The sequence below is a fragment of the Amycolatopsis umgeniensis genome (genome assembly GCF_014205155.1).
In the GTDB taxonomy this organism is placed as follows: Bacteria; Actinomycetota; Actinomycetes; order Mycobacteriales; family Pseudonocardiaceae; genus Amycolatopsis; species Amycolatopsis umgeniensis.
In genome coordinates this window covers 8,717,430-8,734,227 of sequence record NZ_JACHMX010000001.1, presented here as the reverse complement: position 1 = coordinate 8,734,227, position 16,798 = coordinate 8,717,430, and the positions used below count along the sequence as shown (strand labels likewise).

Below are 16,798 nucleotides of genomic sequence, written 5' to 3'. Positions count from 1 at the left end.
TACCCTGAAGGTAGTGAAGGAGGCCTTCACGGACCTGCGGATCGCCTCGCAGGCTCAGGCCTCGGTGACTTTCCCGTCAGCCACTTCCAGCCGCCGCGTCGTGGCGACCGCGTCCAGCATCCGCCGGTCGTGCGTCACCAGCAGGAGCGTCCCCGGATACTCCGACAGCGCCGACTCCAGCTGCTCGATCGCGGGCAGGTCGAGGTGGTTCGTCGGCTCGTCGAGCACCAGCAGGTTGACCCCGCGCGCCTGCAACAGCGCCAGCGCCGCCCGCGTCCGCTCCCCCGGCGACAACGTGGCCGCCGACCGCAGGACGTGCGCGGCCTTCAGCCCGAACTTCGCCAGCAGTGTCCGCACGTCGGCGTCGGCGAGTTCGGGGACCTCTCGGGCGAACGCCTCGACGAGCGGAAGGTCGCCGAGGAACAGTTTCCGCGCCTGGTCGACCTCGCCGACCACGACACCGGAGCCGAGCGACGCGCCGCCCTCGTCGACCCCGACCCGGCCGAGCAGAGCGGCGAGCAGCGTCGACTTCCCGGCGCCGTTGGCCCCGGTGATCGCGACCTTGTCCGCCCAGTCGATCTGCAGGTCCACCGGCCCGAGGGTGAACCCGCCCCGCCGCACCACCGCGCCGCGCAGGGTCGCCACGACCGCTCCCGCCCGGGGCGCCGCGGCGATCTCCATCCGCAGTTCCCATTCCTTGCGCGGCTCCTCGACGACGTCGAGCCGTTCGATCATGCGATCGGTCTGGCGGGCCTTCGACGCCTGCTTCTCCGTCGCCTCGCTCCGGAACTTGCGGCCGACCTTGTCGTTGTCGGTGGCCTTGCGCCGGGCGTTCTTGACGCCCTTCTCCATCCACGAACGCTGCATCGCGCCACGGGCCTCTAGCGAGGCCTTCGTGTTCGCGTATTCGTCGTACTCCTCGCGGGCGTGCCGCCGCGCGACGGCGCGTTCCTCCAAATAGGACTCGTAACCGCCGCCGTAGGTCCGCACCTGCTGCTGGGCGAAGTCGAGTTCGACGACGCGGTCCACGGTGCGCGCCAGGAACTCCCGGTCGTGACTGACCAGCACCGTCCCGGCGCGCAGCCCGGTCACGAACCGCTCGAGCCGTTCCAGGCCGTCGAGATCGAGGTCGTTGGTCGGCTCGTCGAGCAGGAAGATGTCGTACCGGCTCAGCAGCAGCGACGCCATCCCCGCCCGCGCCGCCTGCCCGCCGGACAGCGACAGCATCGGCTGGTCGAGGTTGACCGTGAGCCCGAGGTCGGCGACGACCTCGCCCGCCCGGTCGTCCAGATCGGCCCCGCCGAGCGCGAGCCAGCGATCGAGGGCCACCCCGTAGGTGTCGTCCGAGCCGGGTTCGCCCGCTGTCAGCGCCTCGGTGGCGGCGTCGAGCGCGGCTTGCGCGGCCGTGACACCGGTGCGTCGCGAAAGGAACGCGCGAACGGATTCCCCTTCGCGGCGTTCCGGCTCCTGCGGGAGGTGACCGACGGTGGCCGTCGGCGGGTTCAGCCGGACGCTTCCCTCTTCCGGCGGCACGAGGCCGCCGAGAGTCTTCAGCAAAGTCGACTTGCCCGCGCCGTTGACACCGACGAGACCGATCACTTCGCCCGGGGCGACGACCAGGTCGAGACCGGAGAACAGAACACGGTCGCCGTGGCCGGCGGCGAGATCCTTGGCAACGAGTGTGGCGCTCATGAGATCAGTAAGTCTACGGGGACCGATTGAACGACTCGTGGTCCCTCGGAAGAGTGGCAAGTATCCAAGCGATCACGGAACGTGGGTAACCTGGACGTTCTTCTGGACCCGAACGAACCCCCGAGCATTGAGGTCGGTGACAGCAAATGGCGGACTCCGCCACCCCGGTCCCCGTCGTCCACCAGCAGAAAGGCGGTGCCCGAAGGCCGACGATGAGCAGGCGGCGGGAAGTCAGTCATGCCAGCGCGCGATCGCTGCTGATGACGATCCTCGGCGAGTACGTCCTGCCGCGTGACCAGGCGATCTGGACGTCCACACTGGTCGAGGCGCTGCGCGTGCTGGACATCGAAGAGAAGTCCGCGCGGCAGGCGCTGGCCCGTTCCTCCGCCGAGGGCTGGGTCGTGTCGGAACGCGTCGGACGAAGAGTGCGCTGGTCGCTCACGCCGCCGGGCAGGCGCCTGCTGACCGAGGGCGCGGAGCGGATCTACGCCTTCGGCAACGAGGAGAAGGCCTGGGACGGCCGCTGGCTGATGCTGATCGTCTCGGTCCCCGAAGCGAAGCGGGACCTCCGGCACCGTCTCCGCACCCGCCTGACGTGGGCCGGGTTCGGTTCGCCGGTGGCGGGCGTCTGGGTCAGCCCGGACCTCAGCCGCCAGCGGGAGGCCCAGCAGATCGTGCAGGAACTCGGCCTCGACGCGCAGGCGATGTCGTTCACCGCCGCCTACGGTGACGTCGGCGATCAGGAGACGATGGTCGCGCGGTCCTGGGATCTCAGTGACCTCAAAGACCGCTACGAGGACTTCATCGACCGCTTCACCGGTTCCCGCCCCTCCGGGGAGCACGGCGTCCTGCGCGCGCAGACCGAACTGGTACACGAATGGCGCAGCTTCCCGTTCCTCGATCCACGTCTTCCGCTAAAACTGCTCCCCGACGGCTGGAGCGGCGTGCGCGCGGCGGACCTGTTCCACCGCAAGCACGTCGAATGGCGACCAGAAGCACAGGCCCAATGGGACGAACTCGCGGACACCTCCGGCTAGGGTCACGGAAAACGATCTAGCGGAGGGACCCCGTCTTGGCCACCTCGATCCGCCTCGACCGCGAGGACGACGTCGCAGTCCTGACCATCGCTTCGCCGCCACTGAACCTCTACACCGCGGAACTCCAGCGGGAGCTGGGCGAGGCGATCGGCGAGCTGGAGGCCACGCCGCCGCGAGCGGCGATCATCCGGGCCGAGGGCAAGATCGTCAGCGGCGGAGTCGACGTCTCGCTGTTCGACGCCCAGTCCTCCGCGGCCGAGGCGAAGCTGCTCTTCGACGAGATGCTGGCCGTTCCCGACAGGATCGCCGCACTCCCGTTCCCCACCGTGTTCGCCGCCCACGGTCTGTGCCTGACCTGGGCCTTCGAGGTCGCCGTCGCCTGCGACATCATCCTGGCGACCGAAAGGGCCAAGTTCGGGCTCGTCGAACGGGTCGTCGGCCTGACACCGACCATGGGCGGGACCCAGCGGCTCGCCGCGCGCGCCGGCGTCGGCCGCGCGAAGGAGTTCGTGATGACCGGCGCGACCTACGACGCCGCGACCCTCGAACGCTGGAACGTGGTGAACCGCGTGCTCCCGGCGGACGGTTTCGACGAGGCCGTCCGCGCTTTCACGAACGACCTCGCGCAGGGGCCGACCAAGGCGCACGCGGCCACCAAGAAGGTTCTCGAACACTACGAGCACGGCGGCGTCGCCGAGGCGAACGAGCACATCACGACGATCGCCGCCGGGCTCTTCGACACCGAGGACCTGCGCGGCGCGGTGAAGTCCTTCCTCGCCGACGGTCCCGGCAAGGCGACCTTCACCGGCCGCTGACCCGCTACGGCCGCTGACCGACCGCGTCCACCACGCCGGACGCGGTCACCGCCGTCCCGCTCTCGCCCAGGTACAGGAACGTGTCCGCGGCGAAGACGATCACGACCGGTTTCGCCACCTTGGGGTCATCCTCCGGCCCGAGCGGCCAGGTGATGCCCACACCGGGCCTGCCGGCCGCGTCCTTGACGTGGTCGACGGCGCGCAGGCCGGGCACCTTGGCCGCCGCGCGGTACAGGGCCGCCCGGACGGCGGGCGGAAGGTAAGTCTCGTTGGCCAGCGCGACGATGTCCTTGCCCATCGCGTTGTAGTCGCCCTTTTCACCACTGCGGTCGGCGGTGAGGTAGGCGAACATCGCGTCCGCGTCGGTGGGGAGATCCACCCGGTAGGAGGGCCTCGGCGTGCATGGCTCCGTGACGCCCTTCAGCGGCTCTTCGCCCTTGTACACCTGCGCCCGCCCGTCTCGGCAACCTGGAAGCGGGAAGTTCCCGCCACCCGCCAGCTTGATCAACCCGTCGTGGGTGCCGTCCGCCGAATGCCACGATTCGCGCTCGCCGCCGGGCTGCTTGGTCTTGGTGTAGATGAACTGGTCCGGTTTCGGTGGGGTGTCCGTCGCTTTCAGCGCGGCCGCTGCGGCGCTGCGCAGAACGGCCACGGGATCCGCGGCCGCCGCCGGCGGTTCCAGGCCCGCCGGGGCGAGCGCCACGACGGCGGTGACGGCCGCCGCGATGCCCGCCGCACCCACCCCGGTCCAGACCCAGCGCCGTCGGTTCCTCAGCGGCACCACGTTTTCCGTTCCCGCGGCGGCGATCTCGGTCATCAATCGCGCACGCGCCGCGTCGAGCGCGCCGGATTCCGCGAGGGGCACCGCTGCGGTCCGCTCGGCGATCAGCTGAAGCTCATCCATGGTTGACGATTTCCTTCCCAGTCGTGGTGTCCGAACGCCCCAGCGCCTCGCGCACCTTCCGGCGGGCACGATTGAGCCGCGAGCGGACGGTGCCGAGCGGGATGTCCAGCGCCGCGGCCACTTCCTCGTAGCTCAAGCCTTCCCCCGCGAACAGCGTGAGCGTGTCGCGGTCGCCGTCGGCCAGCTCCGCCAGCGCGGAGTCCAGCGACTTCCCCATCGCCTCGGCGGTGACCTGATCGGCGACGCGTTGCGCGTGTCCTTCTTCGTCGGGCGGCGGGCCGAGGGCCTCGCGTAGTTTCAGCTCTCTGGCCTCGTCGCGGCGCCGCTGCGCCACGAGGTTGGTCGCGATGCCGTAGAGCCACGGCCGCGCCTCGCGGCGCGAGGTGTCGTACCCCTCGCGTTTGCGGAACGCCACCAGGAACGTCTCCCCCAGCGCGTCCTCGGCCGCGGCCGGGCCGAGGCGTCTGACCAGGTAGCGGTGGATATGCGCGGCGTGCCGGTCGAAGATCGCGGAGAACCAGTCCGGCCTGGTCACCGATCTCGCGATCAGCTCCGCGTCTTCCAGATCTCCCGGATCCGCCTCGGATGAGCTCATGGACCGCCCTTCGCCGTTCAACAGTGTCACTTGTTGTCCGCATCCGGGGCCGAATGGGTTCACGACCGACGAATCGGTCTAGACCTTTTATGCGAGCCGCGCTACATTCAACTGTGGTCTAGACCACACGCGCCATTTCAGAGCAGGTCAGTCTCGCCGCCTCTTTTGGAGAGAACCGCCATGAGACGCACCAGAAAACGACTACTCAGCGCATTCACCGTGACACTCCTCGCCGCCGGGCTCCTCGTGGCCGCGGGCTCTCCGGCGTTGGCAGCGGCGGGCCGCCTCCGCGCCGCCTTCACCCTGACCGGGACCACCGGTGAGTACACCGTCACGAACCCCAGCAGCGAAACCGTCGCCGACTGGTCCATCACCTTCACCGTCCCCGCGGGCGTGACCGCCACGAGCGGTTCCAACGCCACGGTTTCCCAGGCGGGCAACCAAGTCACCCTCGTCCCGGCGTATTACATCAAATCCCTCGCGCCGGGCCGTTCGACCTACCCGTACAGCCCGTCGTTCCGGCTCAGTTCCGCGGTCAACCCGACCACGTGCCGGATCGACGACGCCAACTGTGACGGATCGGGCGACCTCCCGCCGTCGACCCCGGCCAACCTGCGCCTCGTGGCCAAGACGACCACGACCGCCGCGCTGGCCTGGAACGCGGCGGCACCGGGTTCCCTGCCCGTCACCGGTTACGACGTCTACCAGGGCACCACCCTGGCGGCCTCGGTCACCGGCACCGAAGCACGGATCACCGGGCTGACGCCGAACACGGCCTACCGCTTCACCGTCGTCGCCAAGGACCGGAAGGACGCCAAGTCCCCGCCCACCCCGGCGTTGGCGGTCACCACCAACAACCCGGGCGACGACACCCAGGCGCCGACAGCGCCGTCGAACCTCCGCTCGACAGCGGTCACGTCGAGCACCGTCGCCCTGGCGTGGAACGCGTCCACCGACAACACCGGCGTCGTCTCCTACGACGTCTACCGCGGCGCGGACCTCGCCACCACGGTGACCGGGACGACCGCGACGGTGAGCGGGCTTTCACCGTCCACTTCGTACTCTTTCACGGTCAAAGCCCGTGATGGATACGACAATGTCTCCGCGGCGAGCGCCGCCGTCAGCGCTCGCACCGGCGACATCGTGAACGGGTACGCCCGGGTCGGCTACTTCGTCCAGTGGGGCATCTACGGCCGCCAGTTCTTCGTCAAGAACCTGGTGACCAACGGATCCGCGAGCAAGCTGACGCATCTGCTGTACGCCTTCGGGAACATCGACCCGGTCAACCACACCTGCCTTTCGGGTGTCACCAAGGGAACGACGTCGAATCCCCAGGACCCGAACCAGGGCGACGGCGCGGGCGACGCGGAAGCCGACTACTCGCGCCCGATGTCCGCGGCCCAATCCGTCGACGGTGTCGGCGACACCGGCTGGGAAACGTTGCGCGGCAACTTCAACCAGCTGAAGAAGCTCAAGGTCAAGAACCCGAACCTGAAGGTTCTCATCTCCTTGGGCGGCTGGACCTACTCGAAGTACTTCTCCGACGTCGCGGCCACGCCCGCGTCCCGGCAGAAGTTCGTCGCGTCGTGCATCGACACGTACCTGAAGGGGAACGTCAAGGCGTACGGCGGGGCCGGCGGACCGGGAACGGCCGCGGGCATCTTCGACGGCATCGACATCGACTGGGAGTGGCCGGGAAGTCCGGACGGGCACCCCGGGAACCACTGGAGCGCCAACGACAAGACGAACCTGACCGCCCTGCTGGCCGAGTTCCGCACGCAGATGGACGCCTACGGCGCGACCACCGGCAAGCGGTACGAACTGCAGGCGTTCACCCCCGCCGACCCGGCGAAGGTGAGCGGTGGCTGGGAAATCCCGAAGATCTTCGACTACCTCGACGTCGCCAACGTGCAGGGTTACGACTTCCACGGCTCGGGCAGCGACAACTCGTGGGAGCCGAACCGTACCGGCCACCAGGGGAACCTCTACGCCGACGCGGACGATCCGTACAACTTCAAGTTCAGCGTGGAGTCGGCGATCAACGCCTATACCAACGCCGGGGCCAATCCACGGAAGCTGACCCTCGGGCTCGCCTTCTACGGGCGAGGATGGCAAGGGGTAGCGGAAGGCGGCAAGAAGGGCGAATGGCAGAGCGCCACCGGCGCCGCGCCAGGCCAGTTCGCCGAGGAAGCAGGTACTCGTGGCTACGCGAATCTCTTGGCCAGTGTCCCGAACTGCACCGTCCAGCACGACACCGCGGCCGTGGCCACGGCGTGCTACACGGGCAACGGCGGGCAATGGTGGACCTTCGACGACGCCTGGTCCATCCAGCAGAAGGTCGCCTGGCTCAAGACCCGAGGACTGCTCGGAGTCATGGCATGGGAGATGTCGGGTGACACCGGATCCCTCATGACCACAGTGGACAACTCGCTGAAGTAAAAGTTCCCGGGGTGCCGGTGTTCGTCACCGGCACCCCGGTTCTTTCCTGCCGGTTCCAGGCGTGCCTCCTAGATCGAGTCCTTGGTGGCGGACCAGCCGCCGTCCACCACCACCTGCGTCCCGGTGACGAAGGAGGCCGCGGGCGAGGCCAGGAAGGCGATCACCTCGGCGACCTCGGCCGGGTCCCCGAGCCGCCCCGCGGGGGTGGCGCGAACGGTGCGGGCGTGATCTTCCTCGGACACGCGATCCCACACCGGGGTGAGGATCGGACCGGGGAGCACCGAGTTCACGCGGACGTCGGGCGCGTACTCCACGGCAAGCTGACGGCCGAGCGCGACCAAAGCTCCCTTGCTCGCCGCGTAGGCGGGCCTCCCTGGCAAGCCGATCAGGGCGTGCACCGAGGAGACCAGCACGATCGATCCCCTGCGTTCCCGCAAAGACGGCAGACAGGCCTTGGCACCGAGGTAGGCGCCCGCGAGATTGACGTCCAGCTGACGGTCCCAGTCCTTCCGTCCGAGCTCGTGCAGCGGCGCCGTCACGGCGGTGAACGCGTTGCTGACCAGGACATCGACCCCGCCACAGAGCTGCCCGGCGAGATCCACCGCGCGCTGCCAAGTGTCTTCCTCGGACACATCGCCGACGATGCTGTGTCCAGACCCGGGTCGCTCGCCGGGGTCGACGCCGACGACGGTGTGGCCGGTCGCCGTCAGGCGGGCCACGGTCGCCGCGCCGATACCGGACGCCGCACCCGAAACGATCGCACAGGATGTGGTCAAAAGGGATTCACCTCCACGTCGGCTTGCTGCACAGTGTGCCTCGTGACTCCTGCGAACGACGACCGGACTCTGCTCATCGTCGGCTCCTACACCGCCGCGAGCAACGGTAACGGTGAAGGCATCGGCACCTTCTGGCGTGAGGGGCGGACCGGGGAACTGACCCCGGCGGGCTCGCTCGAGCTGGACTCGCCGAGCTGGCTGACCCCGCATCCCACGTTGCCGGTGCTCTACGCCGTCAACGAGACGGCCGAAGGCGCCATCACCGCCGTGGCCGTCGCCGAGAACGGCACGCTGGAGGTGCTGAACTCGCTCCCGACCGGCGGGGCGGATCCGTGCCATCTGGCGATCACTCCCGATGGCCGGTACCTGTTGTGCGCGAACTACAGCGGCGGGAGCCTCGCCGCGTTCGCGCTGGGCCCGGACGGGGTGCCGACCGTGCGCACGGCACTGGTCCAGCACGAGGGCAGCGGGCCCGACAAGGAGCGGCAGGAAGCGGCACACGTGCACATGGCCGTTGTCGACGAGACCGGAACGCTGGTCAGCGCGGTGGACCTGGGCACCGACGAGATCCGCAGCTACCGGCTCGGTGAGGAAGGCGAGCTGATCCCGCTTTCGGTGTCGACGCTGCCGGCCGGGACAGGCCCTCGGCAACTGGTCCGGCGCCCGGGTACGAACCACGCCTACGTCGTCGGGGAACTGGCCGCCTCGCTGGTGACGGTGCACGAAGAGCCGCCGGGCACGTTCGCCGTCGAGAACTCCACTCCCACGACGCTCACCCCTGGCGGGGAGAACCTCCCAGCGCAGCTCACCCTGCACAGGGAGCGGCTGTTCCTGTCGAACCGGGGCCCCGAAAAGATCACGGAATTCGCTTTCGACGGCGTCCTCCCGAAGGCGATCGCCGATCATCGGACCGGCGAATGGCCACGGCATTTCTCCGTCGTCGGCGAGCATTGTTATGTCGCCTCACAGAGCGATGACGTGATCCAAGCCTACGAACTCGCGACCTGGCGGCTGATCGGCAGCTATCCGATCGGGAGTCCGGCCTTCGTCGCCCCTTGGCGGCAGTGATTCGCTCAGCGGGACTCTTTCTTTTGGAGGCGAATTAAGGTCTTGACGCAACTGGTTCAGACCATGACACTGAACCCTGCGCCGCCGGTGACCTGGCTCACACCCGCCCGAGGAGAACCATGTCCCTACCGAAGAAACTGCTCGCCCTGACCACACTCGTCCCTTTGGCACTGGGCCTTCTCAGCGCCCCCGCCCAAGCGGCGCCCGCCACCTTCACCCACCCTGGCGTGCTGGTCAGCCGCCCGCAACTGGACTTCGTGCGCACCAAGGTCCAAGCCGGCGCACAACCGTGGAAACAAGCCTATGACGCGATGATGTCGAGCTCGTACGCCTCGCTGTCCCGTTCACCGAAACCGCGCGCCGTCGTCGAATGCGGGCCCTATTCGAAACCGAATATCGGCTGTACCGATGAACGGCAAGACGCGATCGCCGCCTATTCCCTTTCGCTCGCCTGGTACATCACGCGCGACGCGAAATACGCGACCAAGGCGATCGAGATCATGGACGCCTGGTCCGCGGTGTTGAAGGATCACACGAACAGCAACGCTCCCCTGCAATCGGCGTGGTCGGCCTCCTCATGGCCACGCGCGGCGGAGATCATCAAACACACCTACACCAGCTGGCCGAATTCCGGCCGCTTCGGCACCATGCTCCGGACCGTGTACCTGCCCGAGGTGATCAACGGCAGTCACAGCAACGGAAACTGGGAACTCAGCATGACCGAGGCCGCGATCGGCATCTCGGTGTTCCTCGACGACAAGGCGAGCTACGACAAGGCCGTCGCGAAGTTCCGCACCCGCGTTCCCGCCTACCTCTACCTGACCAGCGACGGCGCGCTCCCGAAGACCGCGCCCGGCAGCGGCCTGGACACCCGCGACAAGATCGTGAAGTACTGGCAAGGCCAGACGACGTTCGTCAACGGCCTCTCGCAGGAGACCTGCCGCGACTTCACCCACACCGGCTACGGCCTCGCCGCCATCGCGAACTTCGCCGAGACCACCCGCATCCAGGGCCAGGACCTCTACCCGGAGATCGCCGACCGCCTCCGCGAAGGCCTCGGCTTCCACGCGAAGTACCAAATGGGCGCCGCCGTCCCCTCGTGGCTCTGCGGCGGCAGCCTGAAGCTCGGCCTCGGCCCGATCACCGAAGTCGGCTACAACCACCTCCACACGCGCCTCGGGAACACCATGAGCAACACAGAGGCCCTCACCCTGCGCCAACGCCCGGCGGGCACCAACAGCCTGTTCGTCTCCTGGCAGACCCTCACGCACGCCGACAACCCACAGTGACTCCGTGAGGGCCGCCCGATTGCGGCAGGGCGGCCCTCACGGTCCGTTTTCCCAGCTCAGACACACAGTGACCCCTGGTTGCAGGGCGGGTTTCAGGACCCGCTAAAGTACTCACATCGCACTCCACGGAGTACGGGTCCGGGCTGTGGCGCAGTTTGGTAGCGCACTTGACTGGGGGTCAAGGGGTCGCAGGTTCGAATCCTGTCAGCCCGACCGGAAGACGAAGCCCCTGACTTGTACCTCAGGTACAGGTCGGGGGCTCTTTCGTGTTCAGCTCAGTCGTCGCGCCGATGATCTTGAGCCGGACTCCCGGTGGACCAAATTTGGTCCACCGGGCCGTTCCTCTCACATCGCAGGTCGCTCGCGAACTTCCCTCAGTGCAGTAAAGGCAGTGCCGCGCGAGACCTTCGCCAGCTCGACAAGTTCAGGCACGTTCGGAAGCTGACCAGTCCGCCGGAGGTGCCCCCTGGCGACGGCGCGGGCCCGCTCCCCCGGGCGTGCCGATGCCAAATCGAACAGCTCAGCGGACGGCTCGAGCTTCGACCTCGCGAGGACCGCCGACTTCTCCGTTTCCTGGACCTGGAGGTAGTTCGACAGCAGAGCGCCGGCGTCCGTCACGGTCTGACGGCTCGGATGCAGGTACCGCTGGGTCGTGGAGATCTGGCCATGACCGGCGATCTTCTGGAGGTGATGGATCGGAACTTTGGCGTCAGCGAACCACGTGAACGCCGTATGCCGGAGATCGTGTCGCCGTAGATGCTCGAAGCCGAGCTTGGTCACGACCTGATCCCATGAGGTGGCGTCACGGAGAACCGCGGTCGTGATCCGCCCGCCTTTCGGCCCGGTAAACAGCCGCGCTTCCTTGGTCCCGTCGGTCAATGCGATGCGGCGCTCGACGAGTTCGCGGATCTCCTCGATCACGGGCACATCCCGGGCACGCTTACCCTTTGTGGCCTTATCCATCAGGCCGCCTGGGCTCGGCGTGGTCTGGCGTCGCAGCTTCCAGATCCATTCCTTTCGGTCAATGTCGCCGACCCGGCAACCGGAGATCTCGCCGATTCGCGCTCCGGTACACCCCGCGAAGAGGACCACCTCACCCCAGCCGATGTACTGCCCATGGGATGCTTCGACGAGCGCGTCAGCAAGTCGGGAGAGCGTGGTCCAGTCCGGGAGTGCGAGCGCGCGCGGGTCGTCGAGTTCGTCCTCGGCCTGATGGAACTGACGCTGCCAGCCGGTGATCTGGGCAGGGTTTCGCTGGATGAGGTCGTCCCGTCGCGCTTGGTCCATGACGCGCACCAGGACCGAGATGCTGTTCTTGATAACGGACTTCCCCAACCCGTCACTGATCCAGCCCAGGACGGCGCGATCGACAACGCCGTAGGTGACCATGCGTACGGGAATGTGCCCCAGGGTGGGGACCACCCGTTTGCGCCATCCCGCGAGGTAGGGATCGAGCGTCTTGGGTTCCAGCCCTCGCAGGGCGAGCTTCATGTTGGAGTCGCCGTACTCAGCGAGGCTCATGTCCGCCACGGCAGGATCGAGTCCTCCGGCCGCCGCGCGGCGCATGTCCGCGATCCATTCGACGGCAGCTTCGTACGTGATGTGCGATTTCGACAGTGACGGACGCTTACGAGTCGCTGGATCTTTCCAGCGAACCCGAGCACGGAACGGCTGTCGACCACCGGAGAGTTCCTCGATGTCTTCTTTCAGCTCGACACCGAGCGGTGGCTGTTTAGTCTTCTTCGCAGTCATGACGAATCCAGTCCGTATCAAACTCGGCGCTTAGAAGGCCGAGACTGAGCAGTGTCCTTCGGAATCGCGGCAGCGGGCCAAGGTTTCCGCAAGGCTGCCTGTTAGATCCACTTGAGGTCCACCGTACTCGAAAATGACCAGATTGAATCCGCAAACTTTGAGGAACCGTTTTCCATAATTGCAGGATTCGCACAAGTTGCATGCGTCGCACATTTCTCATAAGAGCAAAGTAGGTTCGAGACTCAGTTGCGGACATATGCGAGTTCGCAGACCTGACCGTGAACCACGATCGCGAGCCGTCGCGACGGCGAGCATGGGCTTGCCGGGGTCCAGCCCTTGCGTTCGCCGCTCACACCTTGCGAAGTAACGACTAGATCGTGTCGCGCGACTTCTACTTACCTCGAACCGCCGAACAAGGAGCCTCCGATAGCTGACGAACCTAGCGGCCTCGAACCGGCCGACACTCAACCCGGGCTGCACAAGGACGGCTTCGATTGCCCCCGCTGTGGCCACTTCGCGCATCAGAACTGGGAACAGTTGCCAACCATCGGCGAGTCCAGGGAGACGTCTATAGGTGCCTTTCCCCGCTGGACCCGAGCACAATGCGCCCGTTGCCGTCTACCCTCGGTGTGGCGCGAGGATCAGATGGTCTTCCCGCTCGCGCGGGCCGGGGCGCCAGCCCACGCGGACATGCCTCCCGAGGTACGGGACCTGTACGAGGAGGCCGCGGCAGTCACACCCATATCCCGACGTGCAGGCGCAGCATTGGCGCGTGCGACCGTCGAACGTCTGATCAAGCATCTCGACGCCGGGGCGCCGGCCAACGCACGGTTGGATGACCGGATAGCGCTACTGCACGGACGCATCAGCACACCACTCCAGCAGCTTCTCGATATCGTCCGCGTCCTCGGCAACGACATGCTCCACGTCGATGAGCAGCCCGGCGACCTGGCTGTCATCGCCCTTGACGAAGACCAGGGCCCCGGGGTCATTGAGCTCGTACTCCGCGCCGCGAACGATCTCGTTGACGAGCTGGTCACCCGCCCCAGAACCACCAGTTCACTCTGGGCCCATCTGTCCCCCGGCACCCAACAGAACATTCGAGCCAAGCAGACCAGGCTTGGGGTGGAGGTCCCCGCGCCGACAGACGAGTCAACGCCAGTGCCACCCTCACCTTCCGCAAACTAAGTCAGAGCCGCCCATTCTCGGTCGCATAGGGCCCTGACGCTGTCGCCTTGGGTTCTGCCCGCACCCAGCGGCGGACCTCTGAAGTGCCCTTCCACGGGTCCCCTGCGGAACCAGGCGGCAGGTTGGTTACCCACCGTAGTCAGCTCGTAATCGCGGGCCGAGCAAAATAAGCGAGCGGTCCAAACGGGAGTGGGGTGCTCCGCAAACAGTCGGCGACGTCGTGCACAATGGGCTTGACGGGTGGAGTGTGCCCAAATGTAGCCGGTCAGGCCTTACCCGTCCGAGCGCGTGGGGAACGTGGACCAAGGCGCCACCCGGCGTGTCGTGCACCACGTTCCGGGGAACTTGATACGTACCGCCAGCACGCATCAAGCGGGGCTGACCTGCGACTTTTGGTCATCAGCGGTAGCTAAGTGCTCATCTAAGACTGAGAACTTCGTCGAGAACTCTTTCCTTCTCTTCGCCCTCATGTCTAAAGTGACGCGTCTCGTCTTACCAGTCTTACCGGTCTGGTAAACGATGATGTAACGCAGGGCTTGACTGCTGCGACTGACGTGGAGAAGTCGATAAAGGGGGCTCGCCCCTAGGGTGCGACCTAGAGACGAGCCCAACGCTCACTGCTTGTTCAGCATCGTGAGCACCTTGTCGGCGATGTCGACCAGGTCGACCATCAGCACGACAACCTGCACTACTGCAGTGGAGCGCCGGGTCCCGTAAGGGGTCCGGCGTTCCGCGTGTTCAAGCTTTTGCGGCTTGCGCCGCGCCTTGAACCACGCCTTCCACTTCTTGACCACCTTGCATCTCCTTCGCGCTACCCCCTCGCCGCTTCCCGACCTGGGAAGGGTGCGGAGCAACTGGTGTGCAAGGAGAGTGGGATCCACAAGTGGAGATCGTGGAGCTTGAACACTTCAGCCGAACCTCGCGGTCCGACTGGAGCAAAACGATAGATCTCCACACAGGGTGATCGGAAATTATTCGAGCTGTTACCTACATCACAGTAACGGCGCGCAACTTGTCACGATTCGACTGTTTGCGCAGGCCAGAGGGCCGTTACTTGACCGTGTTGTACGCGAGATAATTCACAGATCGTGAGGCTTGCATCACGTGGATTAAGGGATGACTGGCCTATTTGTGCGCCTTCGCGCGCGTGTGGCGGCGGCATATTACACCAACTTTTCGTCCTCGCCTGTGAGGCTGAGTCAGCGTGTCGCCCCGTGCTACGCAAGTCGAGGGGGCGCCCGACTGCGGGCACCCCTCTCGCGGCGCAAACTCCCGATTCGCTGGTCAGGCGATCGCTTCCGGGACGTTGAGAACGGCTCGCAGCCGGGCGCCGATCCACGCTCCGACGGCCGGGGAGACTGCGTTGCCGAACCCGTCAGTCTGGGCGCGGGCTGTGCCCCAGACGACGAACGTTCCCTGGTAGCCCGGGAAGTCCACATCGAAACCACAGCCGCGGCCGATCTCGTGCTTGCTTAGCATCCGGAAATAGCAGTCCTCAAGCGAGAGGTCAGTCAGCATGGCGCGCCACCCGGCGGCCAGCAGTGCGGTGGTGTCGCGGGAGGTGAGGGTGCCGAGCGGGTCGGTCAGCGGGTGCGGCGCGGTGGCGTCTGATTCGGTGCCGTTCTGCTTGTACCAGCCGGAGAACAGCAGCGCCTGGCTGGCCGCCGACGAGACAACGGTGCCGAGTGGGTTGCTGACCGGGTGTGTGCGGTATCCGGCCTCGCTGGCGCCGTTGTTCTTGATCGTCCCGGCGGCGGTGAGCAGGCCGGGGATCTGGTCGGAGGTGACGGTGGGCATGGCTTCGGCGTGGGTGGTGGGGATCGTGTTCTGCCGGAACGGCACGACCCCGGCCGACACCATGCCGAGCGTCTCCGATCCCGCCTGGGTCGGCAATGGCTCGCCCGCGCCACGGGGCGCACCTTGGAAGTTGGCGACCGCGAGCAGCATCGCTTTCTCGTGTGTGGAGGTCATGGTGTCCATCGGCCGGGTGATGTGCTGGCCGTCGCCGTTGTGGCGGTGCGCGGCGATCACCGCGCCGGTGGACAGGATCGCGGTCTCCTGCTGGCTGGTCTGGGTCGCCATCGGCTGGCCGAGGTGCTTCTCCGTGCCGTGGATGGCTTTCGCGGGCATCAGGACGGCGGGGAAGTCGGCGAACTTCTGGCGGCAGCGTTCCGCGCGGGCCATGGTCGCCGCGGCGAGCGGCCCGACCGAGCCGTCCCGCTGCTTCTTGTGCGGCTTGTCCCCGATGCGGGTACCGAGGTTGGACAGGTCGAGCGCGGCCAGTGACGGTGTCATCGGCGGGAACACCTCGGCGCGGCAGCGTGGGCAGGTGTAGTTGTACTGCTTGCCGTAGCGCACGGACCCGGTGGGCGGGACCCCGGTTTTCCAGGACCACACCGCTTCGACGGTCGTGTCGCAGCGCGCGCACCACGATTCCGGCCGGTGCTCCAGGTCCGGGGCGGGAAGGGTCTTGTCCCAGAACGCGGCGTAGTAGCGGTCGCGGGACTGCGGCACGCCGAAGAACATGCTGTTCAAGTACATGATCTTGTGGTCGTAGCCGAGCGTGTCGAACTGCTTGAGCCACCACCGGTACGTGGAGCCGTCGCCGACCCTCTGCTTCCCGGGGATCGCCGGTCCCCACGAGGTCAGCTCGGTCGTGCACTCGACCAGGATCAGCCGGGGGTGGTGCACCGCGGCGTAGTGCAGCACACAGTTCGCGGTCGCCCGGTCCCGCTCCGATCTGGTCACCCGCTCCTCGAACTCCGGATCGGTCATCGAGAACAACGTCAGGCCCTGCCCATACGCCTTCATCGTGTTCGCGTGGCTGTGGTTGACGCAGCTCACCCCGGCCGAGAGGAGATCACCGGCGGGCAGGTCACGGGCGTCGTGGTAGTCCCCCGACTCGGGGTCGACCAGGTCCGCGATCCAGTGCTCGGCCTCCGGATGGTTCGCCTCGTGCACCTCGACCTTGAACTCGTTGTGGTTCGCCGCCATGATCGTCTCGAACCCTGCCAGCTTGATCCCCTGCGTCAGGCCCCCGAACCCGGAGAACAACTCCACCGCGACCGGGTCGTCATGGCGGGAACGCCGTCGGCGCTTCGGTCAAGCGGATTTTTCGTTTAGCGTAAACAATTTTCGGCACGCACCCGAAGCAAGTGCTTGGGACTGGATCGCGCTGGAATTCGGCGACGCCGGCCGCGCACCGCGTGTCGGCGACGCCCTCGACGCGTCCGGGCTGCCGGC

The 16,798-nt window shown here is 66.8% G+C and carries 13 protein-coding genes and 1 tRNA gene; 7 read left to right on the top strand and 7 right to left on the bottom strand.

Annotated elements, in window-relative coordinates:
* Nucleotides 1-54: 54 nt before the first annotated feature.
* Nucleotides 55-1,692 carry an ABC-F family ATP-binding cassette domain-containing protein gene (locus HDA45_RS39805; protein ID WP_184904377.1) on the bottom strand — a complete coding sequence of 546 codons (1,638 nt, stop codon included), beginning with the start codon at nucleotides 1,690-1,692 and terminating at the stop codon, nucleotides 55-57.
* Nucleotides 1,693-1,838: 146 nt separating this feature from the next.
* On the opposite strand from HDA45_RS39805, the gene HDA45_RS39800 reads away from it, so the two are divergent.
* On the top strand, nucleotides 1,839-2,729 hold the full coding sequence (locus tag HDA45_RS39800) for a PaaX family transcriptional regulator (RefSeq protein WP_184904375.1): 891 nt from the start codon (nucleotides 1,839-1,841) through the stop codon (nucleotides 2,727-2,729).
* A gap of 35 nt (nucleotides 2,730-2,764) precedes the next feature.
* Complete coding sequence (locus HDA45_RS39795; protein WP_184904372.1) at nucleotides 2,765-3,544, top strand: enoyl-CoA hydratase/isomerase family protein; 780 nt, start codon at nucleotides 2,765-2,767, stop codon at nucleotides 3,542-3,544.
* Nucleotides 3,545-3,548: 4 nt separating this feature from the next.
* Here HDA45_RS39795 and HDA45_RS39790 read toward each other — a convergent pair whose 3' ends face one another.
* Complete coding sequence (locus tag HDA45_RS39790; protein WP_184904370.1) at nucleotides 3,549-4,448, bottom strand: CU044_5270 family protein; 900 nt, start codon at nucleotides 4,446-4,448, stop codon at nucleotides 3,549-3,551.
* Complete coding sequence (locus HDA45_RS39785; RefSeq protein ID WP_184904367.1) at nucleotides 4,441-5,043, bottom strand: RNA polymerase sigma factor; 603 nt, start codon at nucleotides 5,041-5,043, stop codon at nucleotides 4,441-4,443. The genes HDA45_RS39790 and HDA45_RS39785 overlap by 8 nt, the downstream gene beginning before the upstream one ends.
* Nucleotides 5,044-5,262: 219 nt before the next feature.
* On the opposite strand from HDA45_RS39785, the gene HDA45_RS39780 reads away from it, so the two are divergent.
* Complete coding sequence (locus tag HDA45_RS39780; protein WP_184906521.1) at nucleotides 5,263-7,482, top strand: glycosyl hydrolase family 18 protein; 2,220 nt, start codon at nucleotides 5,263-5,265, stop codon at nucleotides 7,480-7,482.
* 68 nt (nucleotides 7,483-7,550) lie between these two features.
* Here HDA45_RS39780 and HDA45_RS39775 read toward each other — a convergent pair whose 3' ends face one another.
* Nucleotides 7,551-8,258: an SDR family NAD(P)-dependent oxidoreductase gene (locus HDA45_RS39775; protein ID WP_184904365.1), complete on the bottom strand. Its 708-nt coding sequence runs from the start codon at nucleotides 8,256-8,258 to the stop codon at nucleotides 7,551-7,553.
* A gap of 42 nt (nucleotides 8,259-8,300) precedes the next feature.
* Between HDA45_RS39775 and HDA45_RS39770 the strand changes: the two genes are divergently transcribed.
* The 3 genes from HDA45_RS39770 to HDA45_RS39760 all read left to right on the top strand — a co-directional run bounded on the left by HDA45_RS39770 (nucleotide 8,301) and on the right by HDA45_RS39760 (nucleotide 10,828).
* A complete protein-coding gene (locus tag HDA45_RS39770; protein ID WP_184904363.1) occupies nucleotides 8,301-9,326 on the top strand; it encodes a beta-propeller fold lactonase family protein in 1,026 nt (341 codons plus the stop codon).
* Nucleotides 9,327-9,445: 119 nt separating this feature from the next.
* Nucleotides 9,446-10,615: an alginate lyase family protein gene (locus HDA45_RS39765; protein ID WP_184904361.1), complete on the top strand. Its 1,170-nt coding sequence runs from the start codon at nucleotides 9,446-9,448 to the stop codon at nucleotides 10,613-10,615.
* A 139-nt stretch (nucleotides 10,616-10,754) separates the two neighbouring features.
* Nucleotides 10,755-10,828: transfer RNA gene (locus HDA45_RS39760), tRNA-Pro, on the top strand.
* Nucleotides 10,829-10,960: 132 nt separating this feature from the next.
* On the opposite strand, the gene HDA45_RS39755 is transcribed toward HDA45_RS39760, so the two are convergent.
* Complete coding sequence (locus HDA45_RS39755; protein WP_184904359.1) at nucleotides 10,961-12,367, bottom strand: tyrosine-type recombinase/integrase; 1,407 nt, start codon at nucleotides 12,365-12,367, stop codon at nucleotides 10,961-10,963.
* Nucleotides 12,368-13,012: 645 nt separating this feature from the next.
* Between HDA45_RS39755 and HDA45_RS39750 the strand changes: the two genes are divergently transcribed.
* Nucleotides 13,013-13,555, top strand: coding sequence for a DUF4145 domain-containing protein (locus HDA45_RS39750; protein WP_184904357.1), 543 nt, complete (start codon nucleotides 13,013-13,015; stop codon nucleotides 13,553-13,555).
* Between the two features lie 614 nt (nucleotides 13,556-14,169).
* Here HDA45_RS39750 and HDA45_RS39745 read toward each other — a convergent pair.
* Nucleotides 14,170-14,349 carry a hypothetical protein gene (locus tag HDA45_RS39745; RefSeq protein ID WP_184904355.1) on the bottom strand — a complete coding sequence of 60 codons (180 nt, stop codon included), beginning with the start codon at nucleotides 14,347-14,349 and terminating at the stop codon, nucleotides 14,170-14,172.
* A gap of 490 nt (nucleotides 14,350-14,839) precedes the next feature.
* Entirely contained in the window at nucleotides 14,840-16,615 is a 1,776-nt protein-coding gene (locus HDA45_RS39740; RefSeq protein WP_184904353.1) for a DNA cytosine methyltransferase, read from the bottom strand.
* Nucleotides 16,616-16,798 lie beyond the last annotated feature (183 nt).

What these genes read in the sequence shown, in the direction of transcription:
- HDA45_RS39805 (WP_184904377.1), bottom strand. Translation starts at nt 1,692, where the DNA reads ATGAGCGCCACACTCGTTGCCAAGGATCTCGCCGCCGGCCACGGCGAC.
- HDA45_RS39800 (WP_184904375.1), top strand. Translation starts at nt 1,839, where the DNA reads ATGGCGGACTCCGCCACCCCGGTCCCCGTCGTCCACCAGCAGAAAGGC.
- HDA45_RS39790 (WP_184904370.1), bottom strand. Translation starts at nt 4,448, where the DNA reads ATGGATGAGCTTCAGCTGATCGCCGAGCGGACCGCAGCGGTGCCCCTC.
- HDA45_RS39785 (WP_184904367.1), bottom strand. Translation starts at nt 5,043, where the DNA reads ATGAGCTCATCCGAGGCGGATCCGGGAGATCTGGAAGACGCGGAGCTG.
- HDA45_RS39765 (WP_184904361.1), top strand. Translation starts at nt 9,446, where the DNA reads ATGTCCCTACCGAAGAAACTGCTCGCCCTGACCACACTCGTCCCTTTG.
- HDA45_RS39755 (WP_184904359.1), bottom strand. Translation starts at nt 12,367, where the DNA reads ATGACTGCGAAGAAGACTAAACAGCCACCGCTCGGTGTCGAGCTGAAA.
- HDA45_RS39750 (WP_184904357.1), top strand. Translation starts at nt 13,013, where the DNA reads ATGGTCTTCCCGCTCGCGCGGGCCGGGGCGCCAGCCCACGCGGACATG.